Origin of the sequence: Megasphaera hexanoica, assembly GCF_043520715.1 — a bacterium.
GTDB lineage: Bacteria > Bacillota > Negativicutes > Veillonellales > Megasphaeraceae > Megasphaera > Megasphaera hexanoica.
The window spans coordinates 871,573-895,950 of the sequence record NZ_CP171361.1; the positions used below are offsets into that span (position 1 = coordinate 871,573).

General features: G+C 49.5%; 24 protein-coding genes. 19 read left to right on the forward strand and 5 right to left on the reverse strand.

The features are described 5' to 3' along the window. The first annotated feature begins 11 nt into the window (after positions 1–11). The 8 genes from ACGTIC_RS04060 (at position 12) to phoU (ending at position 8,319) form a co-directional block, all read left to right on the forward strand. The gene (locus ACGTIC_RS04060; RefSeq protein ID WP_113855435.1) at positions 12–689 is read left to right on the forward strand and encodes a response regulator transcription factor; all 678 of its coding nucleotides are present in this window, start codon (positions 12–14) and stop codon (positions 687–689) included. A 6-nt stretch (positions 690–695) separates the two neighbouring features. Continuing rightward, complete coding sequence (locus ACGTIC_RS04065) at positions 696–2,417, forward strand: cell wall metabolism sensor histidine kinase WalK (protein ID WP_113855436.1); 1,722 nt, start codon at positions 696–698, stop codon at positions 2,415–2,417. Positions 2,418–2,437: 20 nt separating this feature from the next. Further along, on the forward strand, positions 2,438–3,751 hold the full coding sequence (gene larA / locus ACGTIC_RS04070) for a nickel-dependent lactate racemase (protein WP_113856515.1): 1,314 nt from the start codon (positions 2,438–2,440) through the stop codon (positions 3,749–3,751). A 266-nt stretch (positions 3,752–4,017) separates the two neighbouring features. Then, positions 4,018–4,905, forward strand: a complete 888-nt coding sequence (locus ACGTIC_RS04075) for a phosphate ABC transporter substrate-binding protein (RefSeq protein ID WP_113855437.1) — start codon at positions 4,018–4,020, stop codon at positions 4,903–4,905. A 76-nt stretch (positions 4,906–4,981) separates the two neighbouring features. Then, positions 4,982–5,905: a phosphate ABC transporter permease subunit PstC gene (pstC, locus tag ACGTIC_RS04080; RefSeq protein ID WP_113855438.1), complete on the forward strand. Its 924-nt coding sequence runs from the start codon at positions 4,982–4,984 to the stop codon at positions 5,903–5,905. 1 nt (position 5,906) lies between these two features. Next, positions 5,907–6,785 carry a phosphate ABC transporter permease PstA gene (gene pstA / locus ACGTIC_RS04085; RefSeq protein WP_113855439.1) on the forward strand — a complete coding sequence of 293 codons (879 nt, stop codon included), beginning with the start codon at positions 5,907–5,909 and terminating at the stop codon, positions 6,783–6,785. Continuing rightward, positions 6,785–7,648, forward strand: a complete 864-nt coding sequence (pstB, locus tag ACGTIC_RS04090; RefSeq protein WP_113855440.1) for a phosphate ABC transporter ATP-binding protein PstB — start codon at positions 6,785–6,787, stop codon at positions 7,646–7,648. The genes pstA and pstB overlap by 1 nt, the downstream gene beginning before the upstream one ends. A gap of 20 nt (positions 7,649–7,668) precedes the next feature. Further along, positions 7,669–8,319 carry a phosphate signaling complex protein PhoU gene (phoU, locus tag ACGTIC_RS04095; RefSeq protein WP_113855441.1) on the forward strand — a complete coding sequence of 217 codons (651 nt, stop codon included), beginning with the start codon at positions 7,669–7,671 and terminating at the stop codon, positions 8,317–8,319. 83 nt (positions 8,320–8,402) lie between these two features. Here phoU and ACGTIC_RS04100 read toward each other — a convergent pair whose 3' ends face one another. Further along, positions 8,403–9,338, reverse strand: coding sequence for a YitT family protein (locus tag ACGTIC_RS04100; protein ID WP_075581997.1), 936 nt, complete (start codon positions 9,336–9,338; stop codon positions 8,403–8,405). 237 nt (positions 9,339–9,575) lie between these two features. Here ACGTIC_RS04100 and ispE point away from each other — a divergent pair, with 237 nt between their 5' ends. Genes ispE through ACGTIC_RS04125 form a run of 5 tightly spaced genes read left to right on the forward strand, consistent with a single transcriptional unit; the run spans position 9,576 to position 14,088 of the window. After that, entirely contained in the window at positions 9,576–10,430 is an 855-nt protein-coding gene (gene ispE / locus ACGTIC_RS04105) for a 4-(cytidine 5'-diphospho)-2-C-methyl-D-erythritol kinase (RefSeq protein ID WP_113855442.1), read from the forward strand. Positions 10,431–10,435: 5 nt separating this feature from the next. Continuing rightward, positions 10,436–11,182, forward strand: coding sequence for a GntR family transcriptional regulator (locus tag ACGTIC_RS04110; RefSeq protein WP_113855443.1), 747 nt, complete (start codon positions 10,436–10,438; stop codon positions 11,180–11,182). An 18-nt stretch (positions 11,183–11,200) separates the two neighbouring features. Next, a complete protein-coding gene (locus ACGTIC_RS04115) occupies positions 11,201–11,362 on the forward strand; it encodes a hypothetical protein (RefSeq protein WP_170087610.1) in 162 nt (53 codons plus the stop codon). Further along, entirely contained in the window at positions 11,359–12,669 is a 1,311-nt protein-coding gene (gene larA / locus ACGTIC_RS04120) for a nickel-dependent lactate racemase (RefSeq protein ID WP_113855444.1), read from the forward strand. Before ACGTIC_RS04115 ends, larA (ACGTIC_RS04120) begins: the two co-directional genes overlap by 4 nt. Before the next feature lie 18 nt (positions 12,670–12,687). Then, positions 12,688–14,088 carry an FAD-binding oxidoreductase gene (locus ACGTIC_RS04125; protein ID WP_113855445.1) on the forward strand — a complete coding sequence of 467 codons (1,401 nt, stop codon included), beginning with the start codon at positions 12,688–12,690 and terminating at the stop codon, positions 14,086–14,088. Between the two features lie 59 nt (positions 14,089–14,147). Here ACGTIC_RS04125 and ACGTIC_RS04130 read toward each other — a convergent pair whose 3' ends face one another. From ACGTIC_RS04130 to ACGTIC_RS04145, 4 genes are read right to left on the reverse strand one after another with little or no spacing between them, the layout of a single operon-like run. Further along, on the reverse strand, positions 14,148–15,062 hold the full coding sequence (locus tag ACGTIC_RS04130) for a phosphotransferase (RefSeq protein WP_113855446.1): 915 nt from the start codon (positions 15,060–15,062) through the stop codon (positions 14,148–14,150). A gap of 45 nt (positions 15,063–15,107) precedes the next feature. After that, positions 15,108–15,479 (reverse strand): helix-turn-helix transcriptional regulator, encoded by a 372-nt coding sequence (locus tag ACGTIC_RS04135; RefSeq protein WP_257536636.1) that lies wholly within the window; start codon positions 15,477–15,479, stop codon positions 15,108–15,110. Then, a complete protein-coding gene (locus tag ACGTIC_RS04140) occupies positions 15,470–15,838 on the reverse strand; it encodes a response regulator transcription factor (protein WP_257536637.1) in 369 nt (122 codons plus the stop codon). Before ACGTIC_RS04140 ends, ACGTIC_RS04135 begins: the two co-directional genes overlap by 10 nt. 11 nt (positions 15,839–15,849) lie before the next feature. Continuing rightward, positions 15,850–17,055 (reverse strand): histidine kinase, encoded by a 1,206-nt coding sequence (locus ACGTIC_RS04145; RefSeq protein WP_113855447.1) that lies wholly within the window; start codon positions 17,053–17,055, stop codon positions 15,850–15,852. 363 nt (positions 17,056–17,418) lie between these two features. Here ACGTIC_RS04145 and ACGTIC_RS04150 point away from each other — a divergent pair, with 363 nt between their 5' ends. From ACGTIC_RS04150 to cutD, 6 genes are all read left to right on the forward strand, one after another. Next, a complete protein-coding gene (locus ACGTIC_RS04150) occupies positions 17,419–17,718 on the forward strand; it encodes a BMC domain-containing protein (RefSeq protein WP_059076744.1) in 300 nt (99 codons plus the stop codon). 15 nt (positions 17,719–17,733) lie between these two features. Next, positions 17,734–18,033 carry a BMC domain-containing protein gene (locus tag ACGTIC_RS04155; protein ID WP_059076745.1) on the forward strand — a complete coding sequence of 100 codons (300 nt, stop codon included), beginning with the start codon at positions 17,734–17,736 and terminating at the stop codon, positions 18,031–18,033. 26 nt (positions 18,034–18,059) lie between these two features. After that, the gene (locus ACGTIC_RS04160; RefSeq protein ID WP_072235732.1) at positions 18,060–19,586 is read left to right on the forward strand and encodes an aldehyde dehydrogenase family protein; all 1,527 of its coding nucleotides are present in this window, start codon (positions 18,060–18,062) and stop codon (positions 19,584–19,586) included. Beyond that, the gene (locus ACGTIC_RS04165) at positions 19,587–20,723 is read left to right on the forward strand and encodes a 1-propanol dehydrogenase PduQ (RefSeq protein ID WP_059076747.1); all 1,137 of its coding nucleotides are present in this window, start codon (positions 19,587–19,589) and stop codon (positions 20,721–20,723) included. A 23-nt stretch (positions 20,724–20,746) separates the two neighbouring features. Continuing rightward, positions 20,747–23,311: a choline trimethylamine-lyase gene (gene cutC, locus ACGTIC_RS04170; RefSeq protein ID WP_113856516.1), complete on the forward strand. Its 2,565-nt coding sequence runs from the start codon at positions 20,747–20,749 to the stop codon at positions 23,309–23,311. Between the two features lie 94 nt (positions 23,312–23,405). Beyond that, positions 23,406–24,365: a choline TMA-lyase-activating enzyme gene (gene cutD / locus ACGTIC_RS04175; protein WP_059076748.1), complete on the forward strand. Its 960-nt coding sequence runs from the start codon at positions 23,406–23,408 to the stop codon at positions 24,363–24,365. Positions 24,366–24,378 lie beyond the last annotated feature (13 nt).

Sequence of the window (24,378 nt, forward strand, 5' to 3'; positions counted from 1 at the left end):
GGGTGGTACACGTGTCTTTAATTTATTGTGTAGAAGATGATGCAAGTATCCGGGAGCTCATAGGGTATGCGCTGGAAAGTCAGAATTTCGCTGTAAAAACGATGGCAGACAGCCATGAATTCTGGCAGGCGATGGAAAGTGAAAAGCCAGATCTTGTTCTCCTCGATATTATGCTGCCTGGCGAAAGCGGCCTGAGTATACTGAGCCGTCTGCGTGATCAGGCCGCATATAAAACGCTGCCGGTTATCATGCTTACAGCGAAAACCAGTGAATTTGATATTGCCAAGGGACTGAATGAAGGAGCCGACGATTACGTCAAAAAACCCTTTGGTATCGTAGAACTGACATCCCGTATCCATGCCGTACTCCGCCGCTGCCAGGCGAGAAAAGAAATGCCGCATATATTAGAATGCGGACCAATCCGTATGGATGAGGAACGGCATGAAGTGACGGTAAATGGTACGGCGTGTCCTCTTACTGTTAAAGAATTTGAATTGCTGCGCTATATGATGATTAACCAGAACATTGTCCTGACGCGGGAACGTATTATGGAGGCCGTCTGGGGGTTTTCCTATGAAGGGGAAACACGCACTATCGATATGCATATCCGCAGCCTGCGTCAAAAGTTAGGCACCAATAACCGGATCATTTACACCATACGCGGTGTCGGTTATGTCCTTAAAAACTAAAATAAAATGAAAAAGCGCATTTATCTCAGCCTGCTGGCCATCGGATTTGCCTGTATGGCAGTCACGATGATCCTGTATAGTATCCTTGTCTGGCACTCCCTGCAGGGACAGGCTGAGGAAGAGCTCAAAAATACGATGACCGTGCTGACGGCAGGAATAAAGCAGGTGGATAGGCCCTTAGCGTATCTGCAGGAAACGGGCCATGCGGAAAAGGGAATCATACGGATTACCTGGATCGGGCCGGATGGCAGTGTATTATACGAGTCGGATTATGACCGGGCGGCGATGGAAAACCATCTGGAACGGCCGGAAGTGCAGCAGGCTATGCGTACGGGGGCTGGTTCTTCTGTCAGGGATTCCCATACATTGTCAAAGATGTTGTATTATCGGGCCCGGCGGCTGGATGATGGATCCGTCCTCAGGCTCAGCCTGGAACGGGACTCTCTGTATGCCCATTTTGTATCTCTGCTGCCTCTCTTGTGCCTGCTCCTGCTGTGTATGTTTCTTTGCTGCATCGTGGCATCACGTAAACTGACGGCCAGCCTTCTGGCGCCGCTGCGCCGGACTGCCCTGATTATGGAACATATTGGTTCCCCCGATAGTATCCGTGGAAAAGTGCCGCCTGTATACAGTGAATTGAGACCACTGGTAGAAAAAATACTCGAACAGAGCCAGACGATAGAACACACGATCCAGACGCTGGAAAAACAGCGGAATGTCATCCGTCTGATGCTGGAAAATCTTCAGGAAGGCGTTATCCTGACCGACACATCCTATAAAGTACTGGTCATCAATCAGTGTGCGCTCTCTGTCCTGAACCTGCGCCGTGATTTGGCCGTGACGGGACTTTCCCTGCCATCTCTGTTTACAGAACCGGACTGGCAGGCTATCCGTGGCAATGATATATCCGGGACAGCGCAGGAACAGCGGCTGAGCAAAAATGACCTGCTATATCAGCTGACCGTACAGCCGGTGTATAAAAATAAGGAAGTATACGGTATCCTGTTCATTCTCGACGATATAACGGAACGGGAACGGCGGGAACAGCTGCGCCGGGAATTTACGTCGAATGTTTCTCACGAACTGAAGACACCCCTTACGTCTATCCGGGGCTTTTCTGAAATACTGTCAGCCGGCATGTTTAAAAATAAGGAAGATGCCCAGCATTTTGGCAGCCGGATCCACGAGCAGGCCGAACGGCTGCTTGCCATGATTGAGGAAATCATTCATTTATCCCGTATTGAGGAGCGGCGGAAAGTACAGGAATGCCAGCCTGTCTATCTGGAAGGCATTGTGCAGGATGTCGTAGGATTTATGGAACCGGTCCTTCATGAAAAACAGGTCACTGTCCATTGTGCATTGGAAAAAGTGCCTGTATGGGGAGAAACGGGCCGCCTGAGAGAAGTTGTCATGAATCTCATCGATAATGCCGTAAAATATAACCGGCCCGGCGGTCATGTGTATGTGACTGTCCGCTCTGAAGAACACCGGGTCCTGCTTATCGTCCGCGATACGGGCATCGGCATTCCGGAAGATAAGCAAAAACGCGTATTTGAGCGGTTTTACCGCGCTGATGCCAGCCGATCCCAGGCGATTTCCGGCAGTGGGCTGGGACTGGCCATTGTCAAGCATATCGTAGAACAACATCAGGGGAAGATTTCTCTTCAGAGCAAAGAATGGGAAGGGACGACGATTACTGTTTCATTTCCCCTGTATCATACAAACTAAGGAAAGGCAGATTGAAGGGCATGAAATCATTTGAGTTTCCCTACGGAACTGGAACACAGTCTCTGGTTCTGGACGAACAGCATATACAGTATCACTTCACCAGCACCCAAACAAAAGAAACAGCCCATGAGGAAGAGGCAATCCGCTATTCCCTGCGCCATCCCATAGACAGCCGTCCTCTGGTGGATTGTGTAAAGCCGGGCGGCACGGTCGTCATCATTGTCAGTGATATGACCCGGGCGGTTCATACGGACCGCATGCTGCGGGCTATTGTGGCAGAATTGGAAGAGGCAGGCATTGCTGATGATCAGATTACGGTCCTCGTCGCCCTGGGCACGCATCGCCAACAGACGGAAGAGGAAACGGCGGCCGTATGTGGCCGGGATATGATGCAGCGTCTGAACATCGTCCAGCATGATTGTCATGATGAAAATCAACTCGTATCGGTGGGAACGACATCTTATGGTAATGATGTGAAATTGAACCGCCTGGCTGTAGAAGCCGATACGGTCATCTTGACCGGGGCTGTTTCGTTCCACGATATGGCGGGTTTTGGCGGCGGCCGCAAGGCCGTACTGCCGGGAATTGCCGGCTATGACACCATTATGACTAACCATGCCCTGGCATTGAATCCTGTCTGCCCGTACGGGATGGATTCCCGATGTGATGCGGGAAAACTTTCAGACAATCCCATCCACTGCGATATGATGGAAGGAGCAGCTTTCTTGAAACCGGCCTTTCTCGTCAACTTGGTCCTCACGGCGGAGGGAAAATTACACGATGTCGTAAGCGGCGACTGGCAGACGGCATGGCAGGAAGGATGCCGGCGCCTCCTGGCACTGGACGGCGTGCCCATTGAGCATCTGTCGGATGTCGTGATCGGGTCAGCCGGGGGACATCCCAAAGATATCAATTTGTATCAGGCAACCAAGGCTCATATGAATGCCGTTTTTGCTGTAAAGCCGGGCGGTATCCTGATTCTGGCCATGGCCTGCCCGGATATGTATGAACCGGCGGACTTCACGGACTGGTTTTTCCGGGATGACCTCGACGAGGTGCTGTCTGCCGTGCGCCAGCATTTTACCATTCCTGCCTTTTCGGCATATAAGACCCGTTGTCTCATACGGATGATGAAAGAAGTGTACATTGTTACCGACCGCGCCTATTTTGATGTCATCCGAAGGACCGGAGAAATTCCGGCAGAGACGATGGAAGAGGCCTGGCAGATGGCACAGAAGACGCTGCGGGCAGAAAATAAGACGGACTATACTGTTACCGTCATGCCCTATGCGGCGGCGACACTGCCGGTTTATCAAAAACATGACAGAAGCTGATGAATCCATAGGACGATGTCATACAGATGTAATACCATATAAATAAAATATAGGATAACCAGAGGTGCTGCCCCGGCCGTCCTCTCCCAGCGGGAGAAGACAGCCGGGGCAGCGTTCTTTATGTTTCATGGGACTTCAGGAGACGGTATAAACGGATTTTTTTGACAGAATCTTTACATTCTTTACATAGATTCCTTACACGGCCTTGTTACCATAAGGTTGCAATCGAACAAGGAAACCAATTTCCAAAAAGGAGACGATTTACGATGAAATGGAAAAAATTAGTTCTCGTAGCCTTAGCTGCTATGATGGTTGTGACGGCTGCCGGATGCGGCAGTTCCGGAGATAAGGATAAGGGTGCTTCTGGCAAACAGGCAGCTGTTTCCGGTAGTATTACCGGTTCCGGTTCTTCCGCACTGCTGCCACTGGTTAAAGACGCAGCCGAACAGTTCAAGGCTGGTAATAAGGATGTTACCATTACCCTGAATGCAGGTGGTTCCGGTACGGGTCTGAAACAGGTATCCGATGGGTCCGTCGATATGGGCAACTCCGATGTCCCGGCTGAAACGAAACTGGACAAGGCCAAAGCAGAAAAACTGGAAGACCATAAAGTCTGCGTTATGACGGTCGCTGCGATTATTAATAAAGATGTAGGAGTAAAGAATCTCACGCGTCAGCAGCTGCAGGATATCTTCACCGCTAAAATCACCAACTGGAAAGATGTTGGCGGCAAAGATATGCCGATTGTTCTCGTAACGCGGCCGAAAACGTCTGGTACACGGGCTCTCTTTAAACAGTATGCCATTAATGGCGCTGAAGAAGCGGACAACAAATCCCTGGAAACAGATAACTCCGGCATTCTTATCCAGAGTGTAGCCCAGAATCCCGGTGCCATTGGTTATGTCGCTCTTCCTTATCTCATCAAAGACAGCAGCGTAGACTCCGTTTCTATCGATGGTGTAGCACCGACGTTGGAAAATACCTATAACGGTACATACAGTGTTTGGGGATATGAACACATTTACACCAGCAAAGAACCGAAAGCAGCTGTTAAAGCCTTTATCGAATTCATCCAGGGCAATGATTACGGCAAACGGATCGAAGAACTTGGCTATGGCGTAAGTTCCAAGATGCAGACCAAAGAAGTTCACTAATATACGTTGATTTAGATAAAACGGCCGGGTTTTTTATAAAAAATCCGGCACGTTGTTTCTCACAGGGGGACAGGTTATGAAGGCAATGGATTCGGTAGTCCGCAGGGCTCACCGTAACGAGAAAGCCGCCCGGACCTTTATCACGATTTGCGGCATCGGTATGGCACTGGTGCCGCTTCTCATTGGGGCGTTTCTCTTTATCAAAGGTACCGACACATTTACGTTATTTGGTCACAGTGTAACAGAATTCTTATTTTCCGGTCAGTGGAAGCCGAGCGATACAGCAGAAGGTGGTGGACAGGTCGGAGCCGCCATGTTTATGGCAGGTTCGCTCGTAACCTGTGCACTGGCATTGCTTATTTCTCTGCCCTTCAGTATGGCTTCGTCGATTTACATGACAGAAATTGCAACGCCACAGCGGCGCCGTCTGATTCAGCCGGCCATCGAGCTCTTTACGGGGATTCCCTCCGTTGTCTATGGCTTTGTGGGTATGACGGTCTTGATTCCGGCGCTGCGGAAAATTTTTCCCATGCCCTTCGGCTTTTCCGTTTTGGCAGCTGGCATCGTCCTGGCCATCATGATTTTCCCAACGATTACTACCATGGCTGCCGATGCTATGGCAGCGGTACCGAAGTCCTGGCGTGAAGCTTCGTATGGCCTTGGCGCTACCCGTTGGGAAACGATTGCCCATATCGTCCTGCCTGCAGCCAAGAGCGGTATCTTTACAGGCATTATCCTCGGCCTGGCCCGTGCCCTTGGGGAAGCTCTTGCTGTCGCCATGGTCATCGGTCAGATGAAAGTCTTTCCCACATCCCTCTTTTTACCGGCCAGTACGCTGACGACAGCTATATCTGCCGATATGGGTGGTGCCATGGAAGGCGGCGAATATAATGCGGCGCTGTGGACGATGGCACTGGTGCTGTTCCTGTTATCGTTCCTCTTTATCTTTATTATCCATCAAATAAATGCCGCTTCCGAATTAAAAGGAGGCAGAAACTAATATGATCAGTGTTGAAGCAAAAAAAAGAAAAGATGCATGCATGACCCGTGTTTTCGTCGCCGGGGCAGCCTTTGCCGTCATTCTGCTCATCGCCTTTGTCTTGTACGTCGTCATCGACGGGGTCAGCGGTATGACGGAAAAGATGCTTTCCTTTGGTCCCCAGGGGCTGGGTAACATGTTCTTTAATACGATTTACCTTGTTTTTCTGGCCCTGATTGCCAGTACGATTACGGGGATTCCCGCAGGTATTTTTCTGGCTGAATATGCAAAGAAGGGCCGCCTGACCCACTGGGTCCGCATGGCCGTAGAAACGCTGGCGTCCCTGCCATCCATCGTCGTCGGCTTGTTTGGCTACCTCGTATTTATCGTCATGACCGGTTCGCAGTGGAACCTGTTTGCCGGCGCACTGGCCGTTTCTATCCTGACATTGCCGCTGGTCACATCGGTTACGGAAGATGCGCTGCGCAATCTGCCGTCCAGTTACCGTAACGGCAGCCTGGGACTGGGGGCTTCCCATTGGCAGACTATCTGGCGGGTTCTGCTACCGGCCTGCTTCCCGCGCATTATGACGGGGCTTATCATGGCTGCTGGCCGTGGCTTTGGTGAAGCGGCTGCCCTGATGTTTACCGCCGGTATGTCGACCGATATTAATTGGACGAATTGGGATATTACATCGACTTCGTGCCCGCTCAACCCGTTCCGCCCCGGCGAAACATTGGCACTGAATATCTGGGCTCTCCGTACAGAAGCCCTGCAGGCTGATGCGGCTCAGCAGGCTGCCGCCTCTTCGGCCATCTTGATGATCATGGTCCTGACCTTTAGTTTGGCAGCCCGTTACCTGAGCTATCGTATTGATAAGAAAATGGGAGGAAATAAATAATGGCAGAAATGACAAAAACGCTGACCGGCTTTGCCGCTGCGGAAATTGAAAAAAAACAGGGAGCAGTACGGGCACAGGAACAAGCTGTAGCACAGGAAGCTGCTGGCACAGCGGAATATACATTTGACGTTACCGATATGGATTTGTTCTATGGTGATTTCCAGGCGCTGAATAGTATCAGTATGAAAATAAAAAAACATGAAATCACTGCCCTCATCGGACCTTCCGGCTGCGGAAAATCGACGTTTCTCAAGACCCTGAACCGGATGAATGACTGGGTGGAGGGGTGTCGTGTCACCGGTAAAATTCTCTTTGAAGGCAAGGATATCTTCAAGGAAGTCGATCCCCTGGCTCTGCGCTATCGGGTTGGCATGGTCTTCCAACAGCCGACACCGTTCCCGAAGAGCATCTATGAAAACATTGCTTATGGCCCTCGTATCCAGGGTATCAAAGATAAAAAGAAACTCGATGAAATCGTAGAAAAGAGCCTGCGTCAGGCAGCCTGCTGGGACGAAATGAAAGACCGTCTCAGCAAGAGTGCTCTCGGCCTGTCCGGCGGCCAGCAGCAGCGTCTCTGTATCGCCCGCACGCTGGCAGCTGACCCGTCGGTCATTCTCATGGACGAACCGACGTCGGCACTGGACCCGATTTCCACACAGAAAATCGAAGATTTGGCATTGGAACTAAAAGAAAATTATACTATCGTCATTGTCACACATAGCATGCAGCAGGCACGGCGTATTTCTGACAAGACCGGATTTTTCCTTCTGGGGGAACTCATTGAATTCAACAATACGCTGGATATGTTCACCAATCCGTCCAATCCGAAGACGGAAGAGTATATTACGGGCCGGTTCGGCTAAGAGGGGAGCGTCAATACACTATGTTGGAAATTTACGAAAAGTCCGTAACGGAACTGCGGAATGAAATGATTGAATTGGGCATCAAAGTGGAACAGGCCGTCGATAACGCCTGGAAGGCTCTGGAACATAAAGATATCGAACTGGCCAACCGGATCTATAACGGTGATGACGAAATCGACGCCATGGTCAAGGATTGCATGAAAAAAGACCTGACAATCAGCATGATGCAGGGCCCTGTTGCAGCCGACTACCGCGCCCTGATGGCTACATTGAAAATTCTTTCCGATCTGGAACGGATAGCCGATCACTGTGCCGATATCAGCCATTATGTCATTCATCTGGAAAAAACACATCATAATGTACCCCTGCCGGCAGGCCTTAGGGAAATGTATGGCGTCATGTCGTCTATGGTCAGCGATGTCATCGATTTTTATAAAGAAAAAGGATCAGCTGGCCGTGCCGGGATGATGCGTGACAAGGATGATATTGTCGATATGGCATTTAATTCTATCATGGCAGAAATCTCTAAAGAAATTACAGCCCATCCGGAAAACTCCCGTGATTATATCGCCATCGTCCTGGTGGTCAAATATATTGAACGCATGGCCGACCATGCCAACAACATTGCCGAATGGCTCATATACCGCGATACGAACGAACTGCGCATATAGTATTTCGTTTGTTTTATACCGTAAGAAGGGCTGTCACACGAAACAATTCTGCTTCGTGTGACAGCCCTTTTGATGTAATCCGATTAATATTCCGGTGGCAGTGTGTTTTTTGTGTGGGGAATTCCCATGGACGATTTCTGTATATCATCATCTTTGGCAGCCGGGCGGGTAAAACCCTGTCCTACGACTTCTGATGCGTCGCTGATGATCATGAATGCCTGGGGATCCAGTTTGTTTACCAGTTCTTTTACCTTAGATACTTCCGTCAGTTTAATGATGGCATAGACAATCTGCTTATCCTGCATCGTATAAGCACCCTGACCATGGAGATACGTGGCGCCATGACCGGTATAGCGCATCAGGACCTGGGCAATCATGCTGGCCCGGTTTGAAATGATGACGACCGATTTGCGCTGTTTGAGCCCGACGACGACTTTGTTGGTGACAAAGGCAGAAATATAGACTCCGACGAAGGTCAGGACAGCCAGTTCCAGCGTGAATAAGTAAGCTGCAAAAATGAGGATGAAGCCGTTGAGAATCATGACGACATTCCCCATTTCCAGGGAATAATATTTTTTCACGATGGCTCCGACGACATCCAGGCCGCCGCTGTTTCCGTTGTACTTGTAAATGATTCCCATGCCGAGACCGTTTACGGCGCCGCCGGTAATGGCGGAAATAATCGGGTCCTTGACAAGCATCAGGTCGGTCAGAAAGGCCGTGGCATCGAAGGCAATGGAAATAACAATCGTTCCGACAATACTGAGTATCGTATACTGACGGCCCATGAACTTGTAACAGGCTGCCATGATTGGTATATTCAGGATGAACATGCCGATACCGATGGGAAGACCTGTCAGGTAATAAATGAGAATGGAAATACCGCCAATTCCTCCGCTCAGGAGATGGTGGGGAATGAAAAATGCCGTGACCCCCGCTGCGGCGATAAAGCTTCCAATGGTGGTGGCGATGTACGGAATCAGAAACTCTTTCAAATTGAAATCTTCTTTTACTTTCATGATGCCTCCCTGATCTGAATAGTTGAAAGTACGTTGTAAAATGCGAAAAAAAACATTATAATGAAGATTACAATACAGGCATTGTATGTATACGTATGCCCGCCGGTACACGGCCTGTCACATGGATATCCGGCTGTCTCATCATTATAGCATACGTAAGTTTTAATTCAACACAAAAAAATGTAAATCCCAATAGAAAAATACGGCGTATCATGGACAGAGAACAGGAGATATAACATGATAGAAGAAAAAGCATATGGAAAAATCAATCTGGCGCTGCAGATTACGGGCAGACGTGAAGATGGATACCATGACATTGACACGGTATTCCAGTCTATCGGCCTGTGTGACACGATTCAGCTGGAACAAGCGGATTCTTTGGAAATTTCCTGCTCTGAACTAGCTCTTCCCTGTGACCAGTCTAACCTGGCCTACAAGGCGTATGAAGCGCTGAGGCCGTATTGCAAGGGCAGGGCAGGCGTCCGTATCCATATTATCAAGAAAATCCCTATCGCTGCCGGATTGGCCGGTGGCAGTACCGATTGTGCCGCTGTTCTGCGCGGCCTGAACCGGCTCTGGCACCTGGGTCTTTCCTACGACCGTTTGTGTCATATCGGCGCACGTCTCGGTGCAGACGTTCCCTTTTGTATCCGCGGTGGTACGGCCCGCGGTACGGGCATTGGGGAAATACTGAAAAAACTGCCTTCGCTGCCAGACTGGCCTGTACTCATCGTCCATCCACATATTGCCGTTCATACGGGTAGAGCGTACAGCCTGTTTGATTCCCAGCCTGTACGTTCTCCGGTCGATATCAATGCCCAGGAAGAAGCCGTACGGGCCGGCCTGTTGGAACGGGTTACGTCGGCACTGGGAAATACCTTTGAAGAACTGGTCATTCCCGACGTGCCGGAAATCAGCCGGTTCAAACAGTTATTGCGCAAAGAAGGACTGAAACCGCTCATGTCAGGCAGTGGCCCGACTCTCTTTGCACTCGTTCCGCCTTCTCTGAAACATCATGAGGTTGCGGGACGGCTGCGGCAGCTGGCAGGTGATGCCGATATCTTTACCAGTACATTAGTTACGGGGGATTGAATACGATGGAAACGAATACAAGACATACAAAGCTGGAACCGATTAAATTAGATGCGTATAAACCACTGCGCGAAGTCGTCAGTGAGTCATTGCGCAAAGCGATTAAAGATGGTGTTTTAAAACCGGGCGAACGGCTCATGGAAATCCAACTGGCCGATGAACTGGGGGTCAGCCGCACGCCTATCCGGGAAGCCATCCGCAAACTGGAGCTGGAAGGGTTTGTCGTCATGGTGCCGAGACGCGGTACCTATGTGGCTGATATTTCTCTCAAGGATATTGCCCAGGTCTTTGAAATCCGCAGTGCTCTCGAAGAATTGTCGGCGGGGCTGGCGGCAGAACGGATTACACCCGATGAACTGGAGGACCTGGAACGGATACTCGTAGAAATTAACGAGTATATTGCCAACGATGATTTCGATAAGATCGTCGATGCCGACATCCGATTCCACGACGTTCTGTACCATGCCAGCCGCAATAACCGGCTCGTCGATATACTGAATAACCTCAGGGAACAGATGCTGCGTTTCCGTTCTATTTCCATGCACTATCCGGGCCGCCTGGCAGCAACCTGGGAAGAACACCGGCAGCTCGTGGAAAATATAGCCAACCACAATAGTGCACAGGCGCGTAAAATTGCGAAAAAACATATGGAAAATTCTGAAAAAACACTGCTCAAAGGCATCAGCAAGGATGAGGAATCGGCCCGCTGGGTACACGAACTGTTTCCTCATTCTCCTGAAGAGCATTCGTAACAGGCAGGTGTGACGCTCATGCATCAGTTGACTCATTGTTTGAAAACATTCCGGCATAAGTTTGACCGCGATGACGATTTTGAAGAATTTCTCTTTATTCTGGCATTTATGCTGTTTGTATTGTTATTTGTCCGGGTCCTGGTGGCCATATATATGGGACATTGGGGGTTATTTGAATGAAGACATATGTATTGCCCTATGGAAAAGGAAATCAAAAGGCAGATATACCGGAAGACCATGTATTATATGATTTGCATGGCCCTCATGCGGAAGCCGTTGAGGACGAAGAACAGGCTGTACGGGAGGCCCTGCGTCATCCCATTGACTGCCAGCCTCTGGATGATATCATACAGCCGTCCGATACGGTCTGCATCGTCGTCAGTGATATAACCCGGCTGGTTCATACGGACCGCATGCTGCCCGTACTGGTGCAGGAATTGAACCGTATTGGCGTACAGGACCATCAGATCACGGTCCTCGTTTCCCAGGGAACCCACCGGGCTCACACGGAACAAGAAAATGAAATAGTCTGCGGCAGCGATATGGTGCGCCGCCTGCACATCGTCCAGCATGACTGCCATGATGCCAGTGCCCTGACCTGCGTGGGCCGTACGAGCTTTGGTAATGATGTCTATATCAATTCCCTGGCGGCAAAGGCCGATAAACTGATCCTGACGGGAGCCGTTTCCTTCCATCCCATGGCCGGATTTGGCGGTGGGAGGAAAGCCGTATTGCCAGGGATTGCCGGCTTTGATACGATTATGCGCAATCACTCCCTGGCTCTTTCAGAGGTTCCGGGCGGTGGCTGTCATCCCGGTTGTCATGCCGGAGCTCTAGAGGGAAATCCCTTCCATGAAGATATGAAGGAAGCCTGTGCCATGGTCCGGCCCGACTTTCTCATCAATACCGTATTTACACCTGACGGGGATTTATATGAAGTCGTAGCCGGTCACTGGAATACAGCATGGGAAAAAGGATGCCGTGATTTGCTTCGTATAGGGAGTGTACCGATACAGAAACTGGCTGATGTGACTATAGCGTCTGCCGGCGGATATCCCAAGGACCTGAATTTGTATCAGTCTGTGAAGGCGCACATGAATGCCGTCCTGGCGACCAGACCGGGAGGAATACTCATCTTTACACTGGAATGTCCTGACATTCAGGAACCGGCTATTTTTACGGACTGGTTTTTCCGCAATGACCTGGATGCGTGTGAACGCGAACTGCGCAATCAGTTCCTCATGCCCGGATTTGTTGCCTTTAAGGCACGCTGCATCATTCAGTCGATGAAGGCCGTATACGTCGTGACACGGAAAGAAAATTTTGATGTCATCCGCCGAAGCGGCCAGATTCCGGCGGCTACGCTGGAAGAGGCCTGGCAGATGGCCCGGACTGTCCTGGAAGAGGAAGGATGCCGCGATTATGGCGTTACCATCATGAGTCATGCGGCGGCTACACTTCCTGTGCTATGTAATATTGATACGTAATAGAAAGGATATACACTTATGAAATATAATCCCGTAACCGGCGATGTGATACAGGCACTGCAGCAGATCACCGGAGAAAAATATGTCAAGACCAATCCGGATGTACTGGCGGCCTATCAGTCTGATGAAAGCCTGGCTCCCGATATGTGGCATCTGCCGGAAGTCGTCGTAGCGCCGGGAAGTACGGAAGAAGTCGCGCGTATCATGGAGGTGGCGAACCAATACAAGATACCCGTCACTCCGCGCAGTGCCGGGACCAGTGTCAGCTGCGGGGCCGTTCCCGTCTGTGGAGGCATCGTCCTTCTGATGGAACGGATGAACCGCATCCTGGAAATTAACGAAGACGGCATGTATCTCGTCGCCCAGGCCGGGGCCCGCACGTCAGACATACAAAATGCAGCCAAGGCCAGAGGACTGATGTATGCCGGGGACCCGTGCAGTGCAGACAGCTGTCTCATCGGAGGCAATCTGGCTACCAATGCCGGCGGAAATAAGGCCGTCCGCTATGGAACGACACGACATCAGGTCTATGCCATTGAAGTCGTTTTACCCAACGGTAAAATCACACATCTGGGAGCACCCTTAAAAAAATGCTCGACCGGATATTGCCTGGACCAGCTGATTATCGGGTCGGAAGGTACGTTGGGCATCATTACCCAGGTCACACTCAAGCTGGTGCCGCTCTGCCCGTACAAGCTGGACGTGCTGGCTGTCTTTACGGATCTTGCCAAGGCGACGGCCCTGGTGCCGAAACTGGTAAAGGCCGGACTCAATCCGACGTCTGTAGAATTTATGGATAACAACTTCGTCCGCCGGGCCAGTGATTATAGTGAATTGCGCCTGCCCCATTATGAAGACGGGTTCTATGATATTATTTCTATCGAAACGTTCAGTGAAGCAGAACTCGATGCCAAGATGGATATACTGGCATCTATCTGTGAAAAAGCAGGTGCTACGGACGTGGTGGAAGCCGATGACCGTGTCTGGAAAGTACGCCGCAATTGCCTGGAAAGTACGCGGGCGTTGTCGAAAGTGGCTACGTCCGAAGATCTGGTCGTGCCGGTGCCTAAAATTGCAGAGTGCATCCAGACCTTAGTGGCAGAAAGTAAAAAATACGATTTCCTTCTGTTCTGTCTGGCTCATGCCGGTGATGGAAACCTTCACTTCCAGATCATGAAGCGCGATATGAGCGACGAAGAATGGAAAAAACAAGTAGCCGCTTTCCGTGACTTTGCCTATCCCTATGTCTATAAACTGGGGGGACGCCTTTCCGGTGAACATGGCATCGGATACAAGCGGATGCCCTATCTGGAACGATGTGCCGATCCGGTTGAACTGGAACTGATGAAAACCATTAAACGGGCACTCGACCCCAACGATATCTTAAACCCCGATAAAGTCATCCATATAGAAGAATAAACATAGCAAGATAAAGAGGCATCTCATTACGTCTTGAACGCGAGGAGATGCCTCTTTTGTCATAGGACAAGATTTTTTAAATCAGCATGCATGTCTTCTTTGAGCAGGTCCATATTCTTTCGCAGCCGTTCATACCGGAACGCACAGTAATCGAGAAAATCATCGCCATTATAGTGGCGTATGAGGGCCCAGTTTGTCCATAGGAAATCCTGTTCCAGCATGGAAATCTTAATTTTCATCAGTTCGTCATCGGAGACCGGACGCTGGAAATAGTGCTGCAGCAGATAGTCTATAGCGAAAGCAGGGAGTCGGGACTCCAGTATATAACCGGCGATATCCCAGTACAGACTGTTCATGCCGGCATATTCCCAGTCGATGAGATAGGCATCTCCCGTCGTCATGCTGACGAGAAAATTTTCCGGGACCGTATCATTATGACAGGGGACGAGGAAAGGAGATGCGTCGTACGTATCCTGCCAGGTGCATAACTGTTCTTTAATGACATTGTGATCGGTAAATAATTCACCGTGCTGTTCCTTTATGATTTCTTCGTATTTCGATAGTTCTGACAGCCAGTCAAAACGGTTGGGAAAGGGATTTGTCAATTGATGGACTTGTTTCATGAGTGAGACGACAATTTGTATATTTTCTTTCAGCTGCGGTCCCGTCTGGGAGAGGTTACGGCTGCCCGGCACGTAGGTCGTGATTTTGATACCGCTTTTGGCATCAAAATACAGGCACGGGCAGTTGATACCGGCCTGGGAAGCCTGGATATTGTTTTCCAGTTCCGTCTGGCGGTCGATTATCCGTTCTGTCATGCCGCCGGGCTGGCGTATGACATAGTCCTTGCCGTGGATATTCATGATGTAATTGTAATTTGTCAGGCCGCCGGCGAACCGTGATTTGTCAAAGCGCAGCGTTTCGTCATGAAAGAAGCGCCGCAGCGTGAGCTGTATGAGTTCTTCTATTTGCATGGTATACTCCTCGGATGCTGTAATGGGAATAAACGGTATGAGGGACTACTTGTCCTTATTCTTCTGACGAAACGTTTTTGGCGTAATTTTCATCTGATTAATAAACACGCGGTTAAAATACGATTGATCGGAATATCCGCACAGTGATGAGATGTGGCAGATTGATTCATCGGTGGTCGTCAGCAGTTTACAGGCATACTCGATTTTCAGGCGGTTGATATAATCGATGCAGCTGATGCCTACTTCTTTTTTAAAAATGCGGCTCAGGTACTGGGGATTCATGTAGACGTGTTCCGATACATCTTTTAACGATAATTTTCTCTTAAAATTGTCCTGGATATAATGGATGGATTTATCAATGACTTCCATGTGAGCCGAATCCTTCGGCAGGGGGATGACCGGCGTCGTCAGTTCCACCGGATTGCTGCCGGCGGGCATAACTGTGCTGGCAGCCAGAATCGTCTGGATGGACTGCCGTATTTCTGAAGGCCGGATGGGCTTGAGCAGATATTCCCGTACCTGGAGGCGGATAGTATGATGACCGCTGCCTGGGGACAAAACTGGCGTATAACCGTCAGGGCTTTCATGCCATCTAATTCAGGCAGCCACACGTCCATCAGGATGATATCGGGCTTTGTTTCCCTGGCGGCTTCGATAGCCTGCGTCCCCGTAGTACACGTTATGATATGGCACTGTCCCCGCATCTCTTCTTCAACGATTTCTTTCAGGAACTGTTGTTCCAGTATTTCATCTTCTACGATTAAAATAGTATGCATAGGCTCACCCCTTATTGCCTGATGGGGAGATAAATGGCAATGGTCGTTCCACTAAAATCGGATTGTCTGACCGTAAGGCCGTAAGGCGGACCGAAATAATGACGGATGCGGTTGTGCGTACTGAGCAGGCCGATTCCTGATTTAGCATGAGTCTTGATGCGGGAATAATCGCCATCGGCTATGAGGCTTAATATTTCCGGAGGAAAGCCGTATCCGTTGTCGTTGACGAATAAGGTGAAATCCTCTCCCTGTTTACGGGCCGTGATGCGTATGTTCCCGCCATTGCATTTGGGCGTGACACCATGAAGCAGGGCATTTTCCACGAGGGGCTGGAGAATCATGTTGGGAATCTGGTACTGCTGCATCTCATCGGGAATGTTGATTTCATATTCGAGGCGGTCTTTAAATCGTATTTTCTGGATGTAAAGGTATTTCTTGATGTTTTCCAGCTCTTCTGAAAGAGGATGGAGTTCGTTGTCCTGCTTTAAATTATAGCGCAGCAGGTCCGAAAGGCAGTATATCAGTTCTTCTGTTTTCCGCGACTTTTCATAATAAGCTACGCGGGCAATGGTATTCAGGGTGTTAAATAAAAAGTGAGGATTGACGACGAGAAAACTATTTTTTGTTTCCAAATCGATGATTTTCCTCTCTAACAGTTCTTTTTCCAGAGAAAGCCGTCCGGCCTGGGTATCCGACGTTTTCAGGTCTTCGGCCAGGTTGTGGGCAATGTACTGGGCCATGCGTTCGTAAGTCGTAATCTGCGCCTGGGCCATACTTTGGATGCGGCCGATGGCTTTAGCTACTTCATGGGGGGCTATTTTCTTTGACTTCGCCAACTGACCGGCGTTCAGCATATACTTGTGATACACAAATTGTTCTTCATATATCTGGCCCCCAAGGAGGAATAACTGGAGGCCGGCAGAACCGGTGTGAATAGGAATGACAAAATTATACAATCCACAGTGGCAGGTAAACCGGGTAATCGTGTTATCTGGTGCGACACAATGGTTGTGATAATCTTCGCATATATAATCCCGCCGACGCTGGCAGATTTTTTTGCAGAAGTCTGGTGACGGGTTTAATTCAACAATTGTATTGCCATCTGCTGTCACCAGCTGCAGGGGAATTTTCGAAAGCGATAATAAATTGTTTAATTTACGTAAGCTGCATCTAATGCGCTCCAATAACAAATTTTTTTCATCTAACGGTATATTCATCACAATATCCCTTCTGACACGGTAAATCCGTGTCTATTTTTTGTTTGGTTACGATTCTGCAGGAATTCTTCTTATCTATTATACAAAAAAATCTGTGAGTATACTGATTTTTTAATACATTTTTGCATAAATAGTATGAATAATATAAAAAGTCTTCTTTGTACAATTTTCACAAAAGTAACAATTATAACAAGTAAAAAAAATCACATAGACAGCTCCTGATTTTTCAATAAAAAATCATACGGGCATGCTAGAATAGACACATCGCAAAAACGCATATTACATATGAGATGTAATAATGATATAAAAATTAATAAGACCTTTGCATTTTTTAAGTTTAACTCGAAGAGGAGCAAAAAGGTTATGAAATATTACGGAGAAGAAGCATTGGGCCTTGTTGAAACGAGGGGTATGGTGCCAGCCATATATGCCCTCGATGTCATGTGCAAATCGGCAGATGTCGTCCTTGTATCGTATGAAAATATAGGATCCGGCCTGGTTACGGTTCTGGTAAAAGGAGATGTCGCTGCCGTGCGGACAGCCGTAGAACGGGGCGCAGAAGCTGCTGCCAGCATTGGCACCCTGACTGCACAAAATGTCATGCCCCGCCCGGTGGGACGTGTGGGAACGATTGTTTCTGTACATGATATAGATACGCAGTAAAGGAGAACCGGACACATGGAACGAAAAAGAGATGCTTTGGGATTCATTGAAACATGCGGCCTGGTTTCTGTACTGGAAGCGGCAGATGCCATGTGCAAAGCGGCCGATGTAGAACTGATTGGATATGAAAATACGGCTTCCGGACTGATTTCTGTCGTCGTCCGCGGAGATGTCGGCGCTGTCCAGTCAGCTGTCGATGCCGGTGTGAAACGGGCAGAAGAGGTAGGTAAGGACCAGGTATACAGCCACGTGGTCATACCGAGCCCGCATCCGGATGTAGAAAAAATCGTTTCTAAATATGTGCTTGATTGGTGAGTACAGGAAGTAAAGTGGTGAACGGAATGAACAGACTCGACTATGATTTATGTTCTATGCAGGAAGCGCGGATCCTCATTGAAAATGGCCGTGATGCCCAGCGTATGCTGGCTTCTTTTTCCCAGGACCGGCTCGATGACATCGTCGCTGCCATGGCGGAGGCCGTGTATCCTCATGCCAAAGAACTGGCCCTCCTGTCAGCTGAAGAAACGGGATTTGGCCGCTGGGAAGATAAATACATTAAAGACATATTCGCCAGCCGCTATGTCTGCCGTCATATGAAGGGAATGAAGGCCGTTGGCATCATAGCTGAAGATGCAGAAAAGAAAACACTCGATATCGGTATCCCCGTTGGAGTCATTACCGCTCTGCCACCGTGCACCAGCCCCGTTTCTACGACAGTCTATAATGCACTCATTGCCATAAAATCGGGCAATGCCATTATTTTCTCACCCCATCCGAGGGCACAAAAAGTAATCGGGCGGACACTGGACATCCTCATAGATGCCGGAATCAAAGCGGGGATGCCCGAATGTGCCGTAGAATACCTCAGGACTGTTACCCTGAGCGGTACGAAAGAGATGATCTATCATAAAGATACATCGCTGATCCTGATTACCAGTGTTCCCAGACTGCTCCCACTGGTACATGCATCGGGAAAACCGGCTATTTACGGCGGTCCCGGCAATGGACCGGCCTTTATAGAAAAGACGGCTGATGTAAAAAAAGCAGTCCGGGACATCGTATTCAGCCGCACCTTTGATAACGGTATTATTTCAGCGGCAGAGCAATCCATCGTCGCTGAAGAATGCATAGCAGAAGACGTACGTCAGGAACTGAAACATCAGGGGGCGTACTTTCTGAATGAAGAAGAAACAGAAACAATCGGCAAGGCACTATTCCATCACGACGGCAGTATCAACCTGCAGTACGTCGGACGGCCGGCTGCGGAAATTGCCAGTATGAACGGTATTGCCGTACCGGCCGGGACGACCGTACTCATTTCTGAGCAGAAGTACGCCGATCTCTGCAATCCCTATGCCCGGGAGAAATTGTGTCCTGTCCTGGCATTTTATGTAGAAAGAGATTGGAGAAATGCCTGTGAAAAATGCATTGAACTCCTGTGCAATAAAGGGCTGGGCAATATGTTGGTCATTCATTCGCAGAATGAAGAAGTCATCCGGGAATTTGCCCTGAAAAAACCTGTTTCCCGCGTACTGGTCAATACGCCGGCAACGGTCGGCGGCATGGGAGCGACAACTAATCTGTTTCCTGCCTTTACTTTAGGACTGGGAGCGGCCGGCGGCACCATAACGTCGGATAACGTATCGCCCATGAATCTGATTAATATCCGAAAGGTTGGATATGGTGTCCGTAACCTGGGCGAACTGGTACAGGATATTACCGGAACCGGCCAGATGCAGCAGCGGACGAACCCGGCCCAGATAATGGACCGGATGAGGAATGAACAGGAAAAAGCAGCCGTTTCAGGCCTGATAGAAGAAATCGTGAGTGAATTGAAAAAACAAGGGATATATGGAGGCGATAGATAAATGAAAGAATTTGAGATCAAGCCCAGAATCTATTTCGACGAAGGCTCCCTCGAATATTTACGCGAAGTAAAGAGCAAGAATGCATTTATCCTGTCTGATGGCATCATGGAAAAATTAGGCTATCTGAAGCAGGCTGTTGATTTTCTTGAATCGGCCGGTGTCCAGTGTGATGTATATACCAATATCAAACCGGAACCGGACTTGTTGGCAGTCATGGATTCGCTGGAACATTACATGGTACATCAGGGGCATACGGTCATCGCCCTCGGCGGCGGGTCTGCTATGGATACAGCCAAGGCTATGATTTATTTTCTCCATCAGGCCGTGTCCAAGACCGGTAAATCCTTTAATAAACCTCAGTTCATAGCCATTCCGACGACGAGCGGTACCGGATCGGAAGTGACGGATTTTTCCGTTATTACTATTAATGGAAAGAAGACGGCATTGATTGATGATCTCATGGCACCGGATATTGCCATCCTCGATTCCACCTGCACGAGAAGCCTGCCGCCACAAGTCATTGCCGACACGGGACTGGATGCGCTGGTTCACGCAGTAGAAGCGTATGTATCCAATAAAGCAACGGACTGTACGGACGCTCTGGCTGAAAAGGCCGTTTATATCCTCTGCCATAACCTGGTCCGTTTTTATCGTAATTCAGAAGATAAGGATGCACGGGAATGCATCCAGCGTGCATCCTGTCTGGCCGGTATGGCTTTTACTAATGCCAATCTGGGAATTACCCACAGTATGGCCCACGCGTTCGGCGGCACATTCCACCTCTCCCACGGCCGTTCCAATGCTCTTTTGATGGAGAAAGTCATCGAATATAATGCCAATCTCAAAGATACATCGGATCAGCAGGTTGCGGCCAAGTACGGCCAGCTGGCACGGATCCTGGGACTTCCTGCCCGGACGACCCGCGAAGGGTATGTCAACTTTCTGCAGGCTGTACGCCAGCTGAAACGAGATTTGCATATTCCAGCGTCTATCAGAGCGGCGGGGATTCAGGAAGAGGCATTCATGGCTGCGACAGGGAAGATGGCGGAACAGGCCCTGGCAGACCGCTGCACGCCGTCGAATCCCCGTACACCTGCAAAGGAAGATATTATAGCTATTTATAAAGCGGCTTATTAAGAGAGAAAGTGAGGGAATATACATTGGACGAAAAAGAATTCTCCAGTAAATTTGCACAGGCGACGGCCCATTTGTCGCCCGAAGAAAAGAAAGCAGTTATGAAATTGTTTGCTGGTATCTCTGCGCAGCTTTCAGGCGGCAAAACCAGTGTGGCAGTCATGGCTCCGGCAACACAGACGTTCCATAATGCTGTCGATGACGATGAAGAAATTACCGGTCTGACACCACGACTGGAAAGGCTGAAAGCGGCCTATCTGAAAGTAAAGCCCAGCGTTTCCGTACAGCGTGCTGTCGTTACGACGGAAGTGTACCGGAACAATGCCGGCCTGCCGCTGAAGATGCTTCGCGCCCTGGCTTTTAAAAAAGCCTGCGAAACGGCACCGCTTCTCATTCAGCCTGATGAACTGATCATCGGTCATCCCTGTGGCCGTCCCCGCGCCGGCAGTGTTTCTCCGGAAATTGCATGGCGCTGGATCCGCGACGAACTGGATACCATGTCTACCCGGCCTCAGGATCCGTTCCAGATCAGCGAGGAAGATAAACGGACGCTGCGGGAAAAAGTATTTCCCTTCTGGGAAGGCCGCAGCCTCGATGAAATATGCCAGAAACAATATGAAGATGCCGGCGTATGGTCTTTTTCCGGCGAATCCTTCGTCAGCGATCTGTCTTATCATCAGGTAAATGGCGGTGGCGACACCTGCCCGGGTTATGATGTCATCCTGGTAAAAAAAGGTGTCAACGGCGTGCGGCAGGAAGCTGTTGAAAAGCTGAAGACGCTCAATATGGACCGGCCGAAAGACATTGATAAGATTTACTTCTATAAAGCCGAAATCATGGTCTGTGACGGTGTCCTTGCCTATGCTAAACGCCTTTCTGATTATGCCAAGCAGCTTGGCGATCAGGAAAGCAATCCCCAGCGCCGCCAGGAATTATACCAGCTGTCGGATATTATGGCCCATGTACCGGCCAATCCGCCCCGTACCTTCCATGAAGGGCTCCAGTCTGTATGGACCATGGAATCTCTGTTCAACATTGCTGAAAACCAGACGGGTATTTCCCTGGGCCGTCTCGACCAGTACTTATATCCCGTCTACAAAGCGGATCGTGAAGCCGGACGCATTACGAAAAAAGAAGCTTTTGAACTGTTATGCTGCTTCATCATCAAATGCTCGGAAGTCATGTGGCTTTCCAGCGAAGCAGCGGCAAAATATTTTGCCGGTTATCAGCCTTTCGTAAACTGCACCATAGGTGGTCAGAAACGGACTGGCGGAGATGCCTGCAACAATCTGACTTATCTCATCATGGATGCCGTCCGCTTCATTAAGATGTATCAGCCATCCCTGGCCTGCCGGATTCATAATCAGTCGCCGCAGAAATACATGAAGAAAATCGTCGATGTCGTCCGCGCCGGCATGGGCTTCCCGGCCTGCCATTTTGATGATACGCATATCAAGATGATGCTGGCAAAAGGGTTCTCCCTGGAAGACGCCCGCGATTACTGCCTCATGGGATGTGTTGAACCACAGAAATCAGGCCGCATTTATCAGTGGACCTCGACAGGCTACACCCAGTGGCCCATTGCCATTGAATTTGTATTTAACCACGGCGTCATGAGATGGCATGGTACGAAGCAGGGCCTTGACCTGGGCGATCTCAGTCAGTTCAAGACCTATGAGGATTTCGATAAAGCCGTAAAAAAACAAATTCAGCATATTATCCGCCTTTCGGCTATCGGCACGGTCATCAGCCAGCGGGTACACCGCGATTATGCGCCAAAGCCGTTCATGTCCAGCCTCGTCGAAGGATGCATGGAAAAAGGTCTGGATGTTACTGAAGGCGGCGCTATGGTCAACAGCGGCCCAGGTCTCATTTTCTCCGGCCTCAGCACGTACGCCGATTCTATGGCTGCCATCAAGAAGCTGGTATACGATGATAAAAAATATACACTGGAACAATTCAAGGAAGCACTGGATGCCAACTTTGAGGGCTTTGACCAGCTGAGGACAGACTGCATGAATGCACCGAAGTTCGGGAATGACGACAATTATGTCGATTCTATCGCCGCCGATATTGTCAACTGGACGGAAGATGAACATAATAAATTCGATATGCTCTATGCCAAGTTCAGTCATGGTACATTGTCTATTTCCAATAACACTCCTATTGGCGAGCTTACCGGTGCGACGCCGAACGGGCGCCTGGCCTGGACACCGCTTTCAGACGGTATCAGTCCGACACAGGGGGCGGATAAACTGGGGCCGACGGCTATCATCAAGTCGGTCAGCAAGATGAATTGTGACGCCATGACCATCGGCATGGTTCATAATTTCAAGCTTCTCAAAGGCATACTGGAAACACCAGAAGGGGAAAACGGCCTGATTACGCTGTTGCGTACGGCGTCGATTCTCGGTAATGGACAGATGCAGTTTAGTTACGTCGATAATGAAGTGCTCAAGAAAGCGCAGAAAGAACCGGACAAATACCGGGATCTGATTATCCGTGTTGCCGGCTACAGTGCGTACTTCGTCGAATTATGTAAAGAAGTACAGGATGAAATTATCAGCCGTACCATGCTGGATCATTTCTAAACCTTACGACCGGAAGACTGGCGGTCCGGTTTTCTGGACCGGGCCGCAAGTTCCGGAATGTATGGCCGATAGTTCCTGAAGGGAAAGTGTGAGTATGAGATTACAACAGTTCCGGAGATTGGAACGAAAAGCAAGAATCTTCAACATGCAGAAATATTCCATCTATGACGGACCTGGCATACGCACCATCATATTTTTTAAAGGCTGCCCGCTGCGATGCCGCTGGTGTGCCAATCCGGAAGGGCTGGAGCGGAAGTATCAGGTCATGTTCCAGCAGGAATTGTGCATTCACTGCGGTAAATGTGTTCCCGGCTGCCCCGTCCAGATTCATTATTTAGATGAATCGGGTGACAGGCCGGAGCATAAATTACACCGCGATATAGACTGTATAGGCTGCCGGACTTGTGAAAGCGTTTGTCCCAGACAGGCTCTCAACGTAGTGGGCCGGGATCTGACTCTGACGGAGGTGTTGGATTTTATTCAGCAGGATGCCGCCTTTTACCGGAGTTCTGGCGGCGGTGTTACATTGAGCGGCGGTGAAGTATGTATGCAGCCAGCCTTTGCGGCCAATCTTCTCATGGAATGTAAAAAACTGGGCATTAATACGGCCATCGAAACCTGCGGGTATGCCGGGCTCGATGCTCTGCTGGAAATAGCCCGGTTCAATGATTTATTCTTATACGATATTAAAAATATTGATTCAGACCAGCATGAGATGCTGACCGGGGTGCGGAACGAAAGGATACTCCACAATCTGACAGAACTGATAAACCGGGGTTACCGGGTCAAAGTCCGCATGCCTATGATAAAAGGGCTGAACACGTCAGAAGATGTCATCCGCCGGGCCATGGAGTTTTTAAAACCTTTCCAGGGACGACCGAATTTTCTCGGTGTAGACCTCCTGCCCTATCATAAGCTGGGAGTCAACAAGTATAAACAGCTTGGCAAACCCTATGGCATCGAAGAAGATGTGTCCATGACCAAAGAAGATCTGGACCGCATCGAAAGCTGGATTACAGAGTATGGTATGGATGCCAATGTCATCAGGCATTAATGCCAGATGGAGG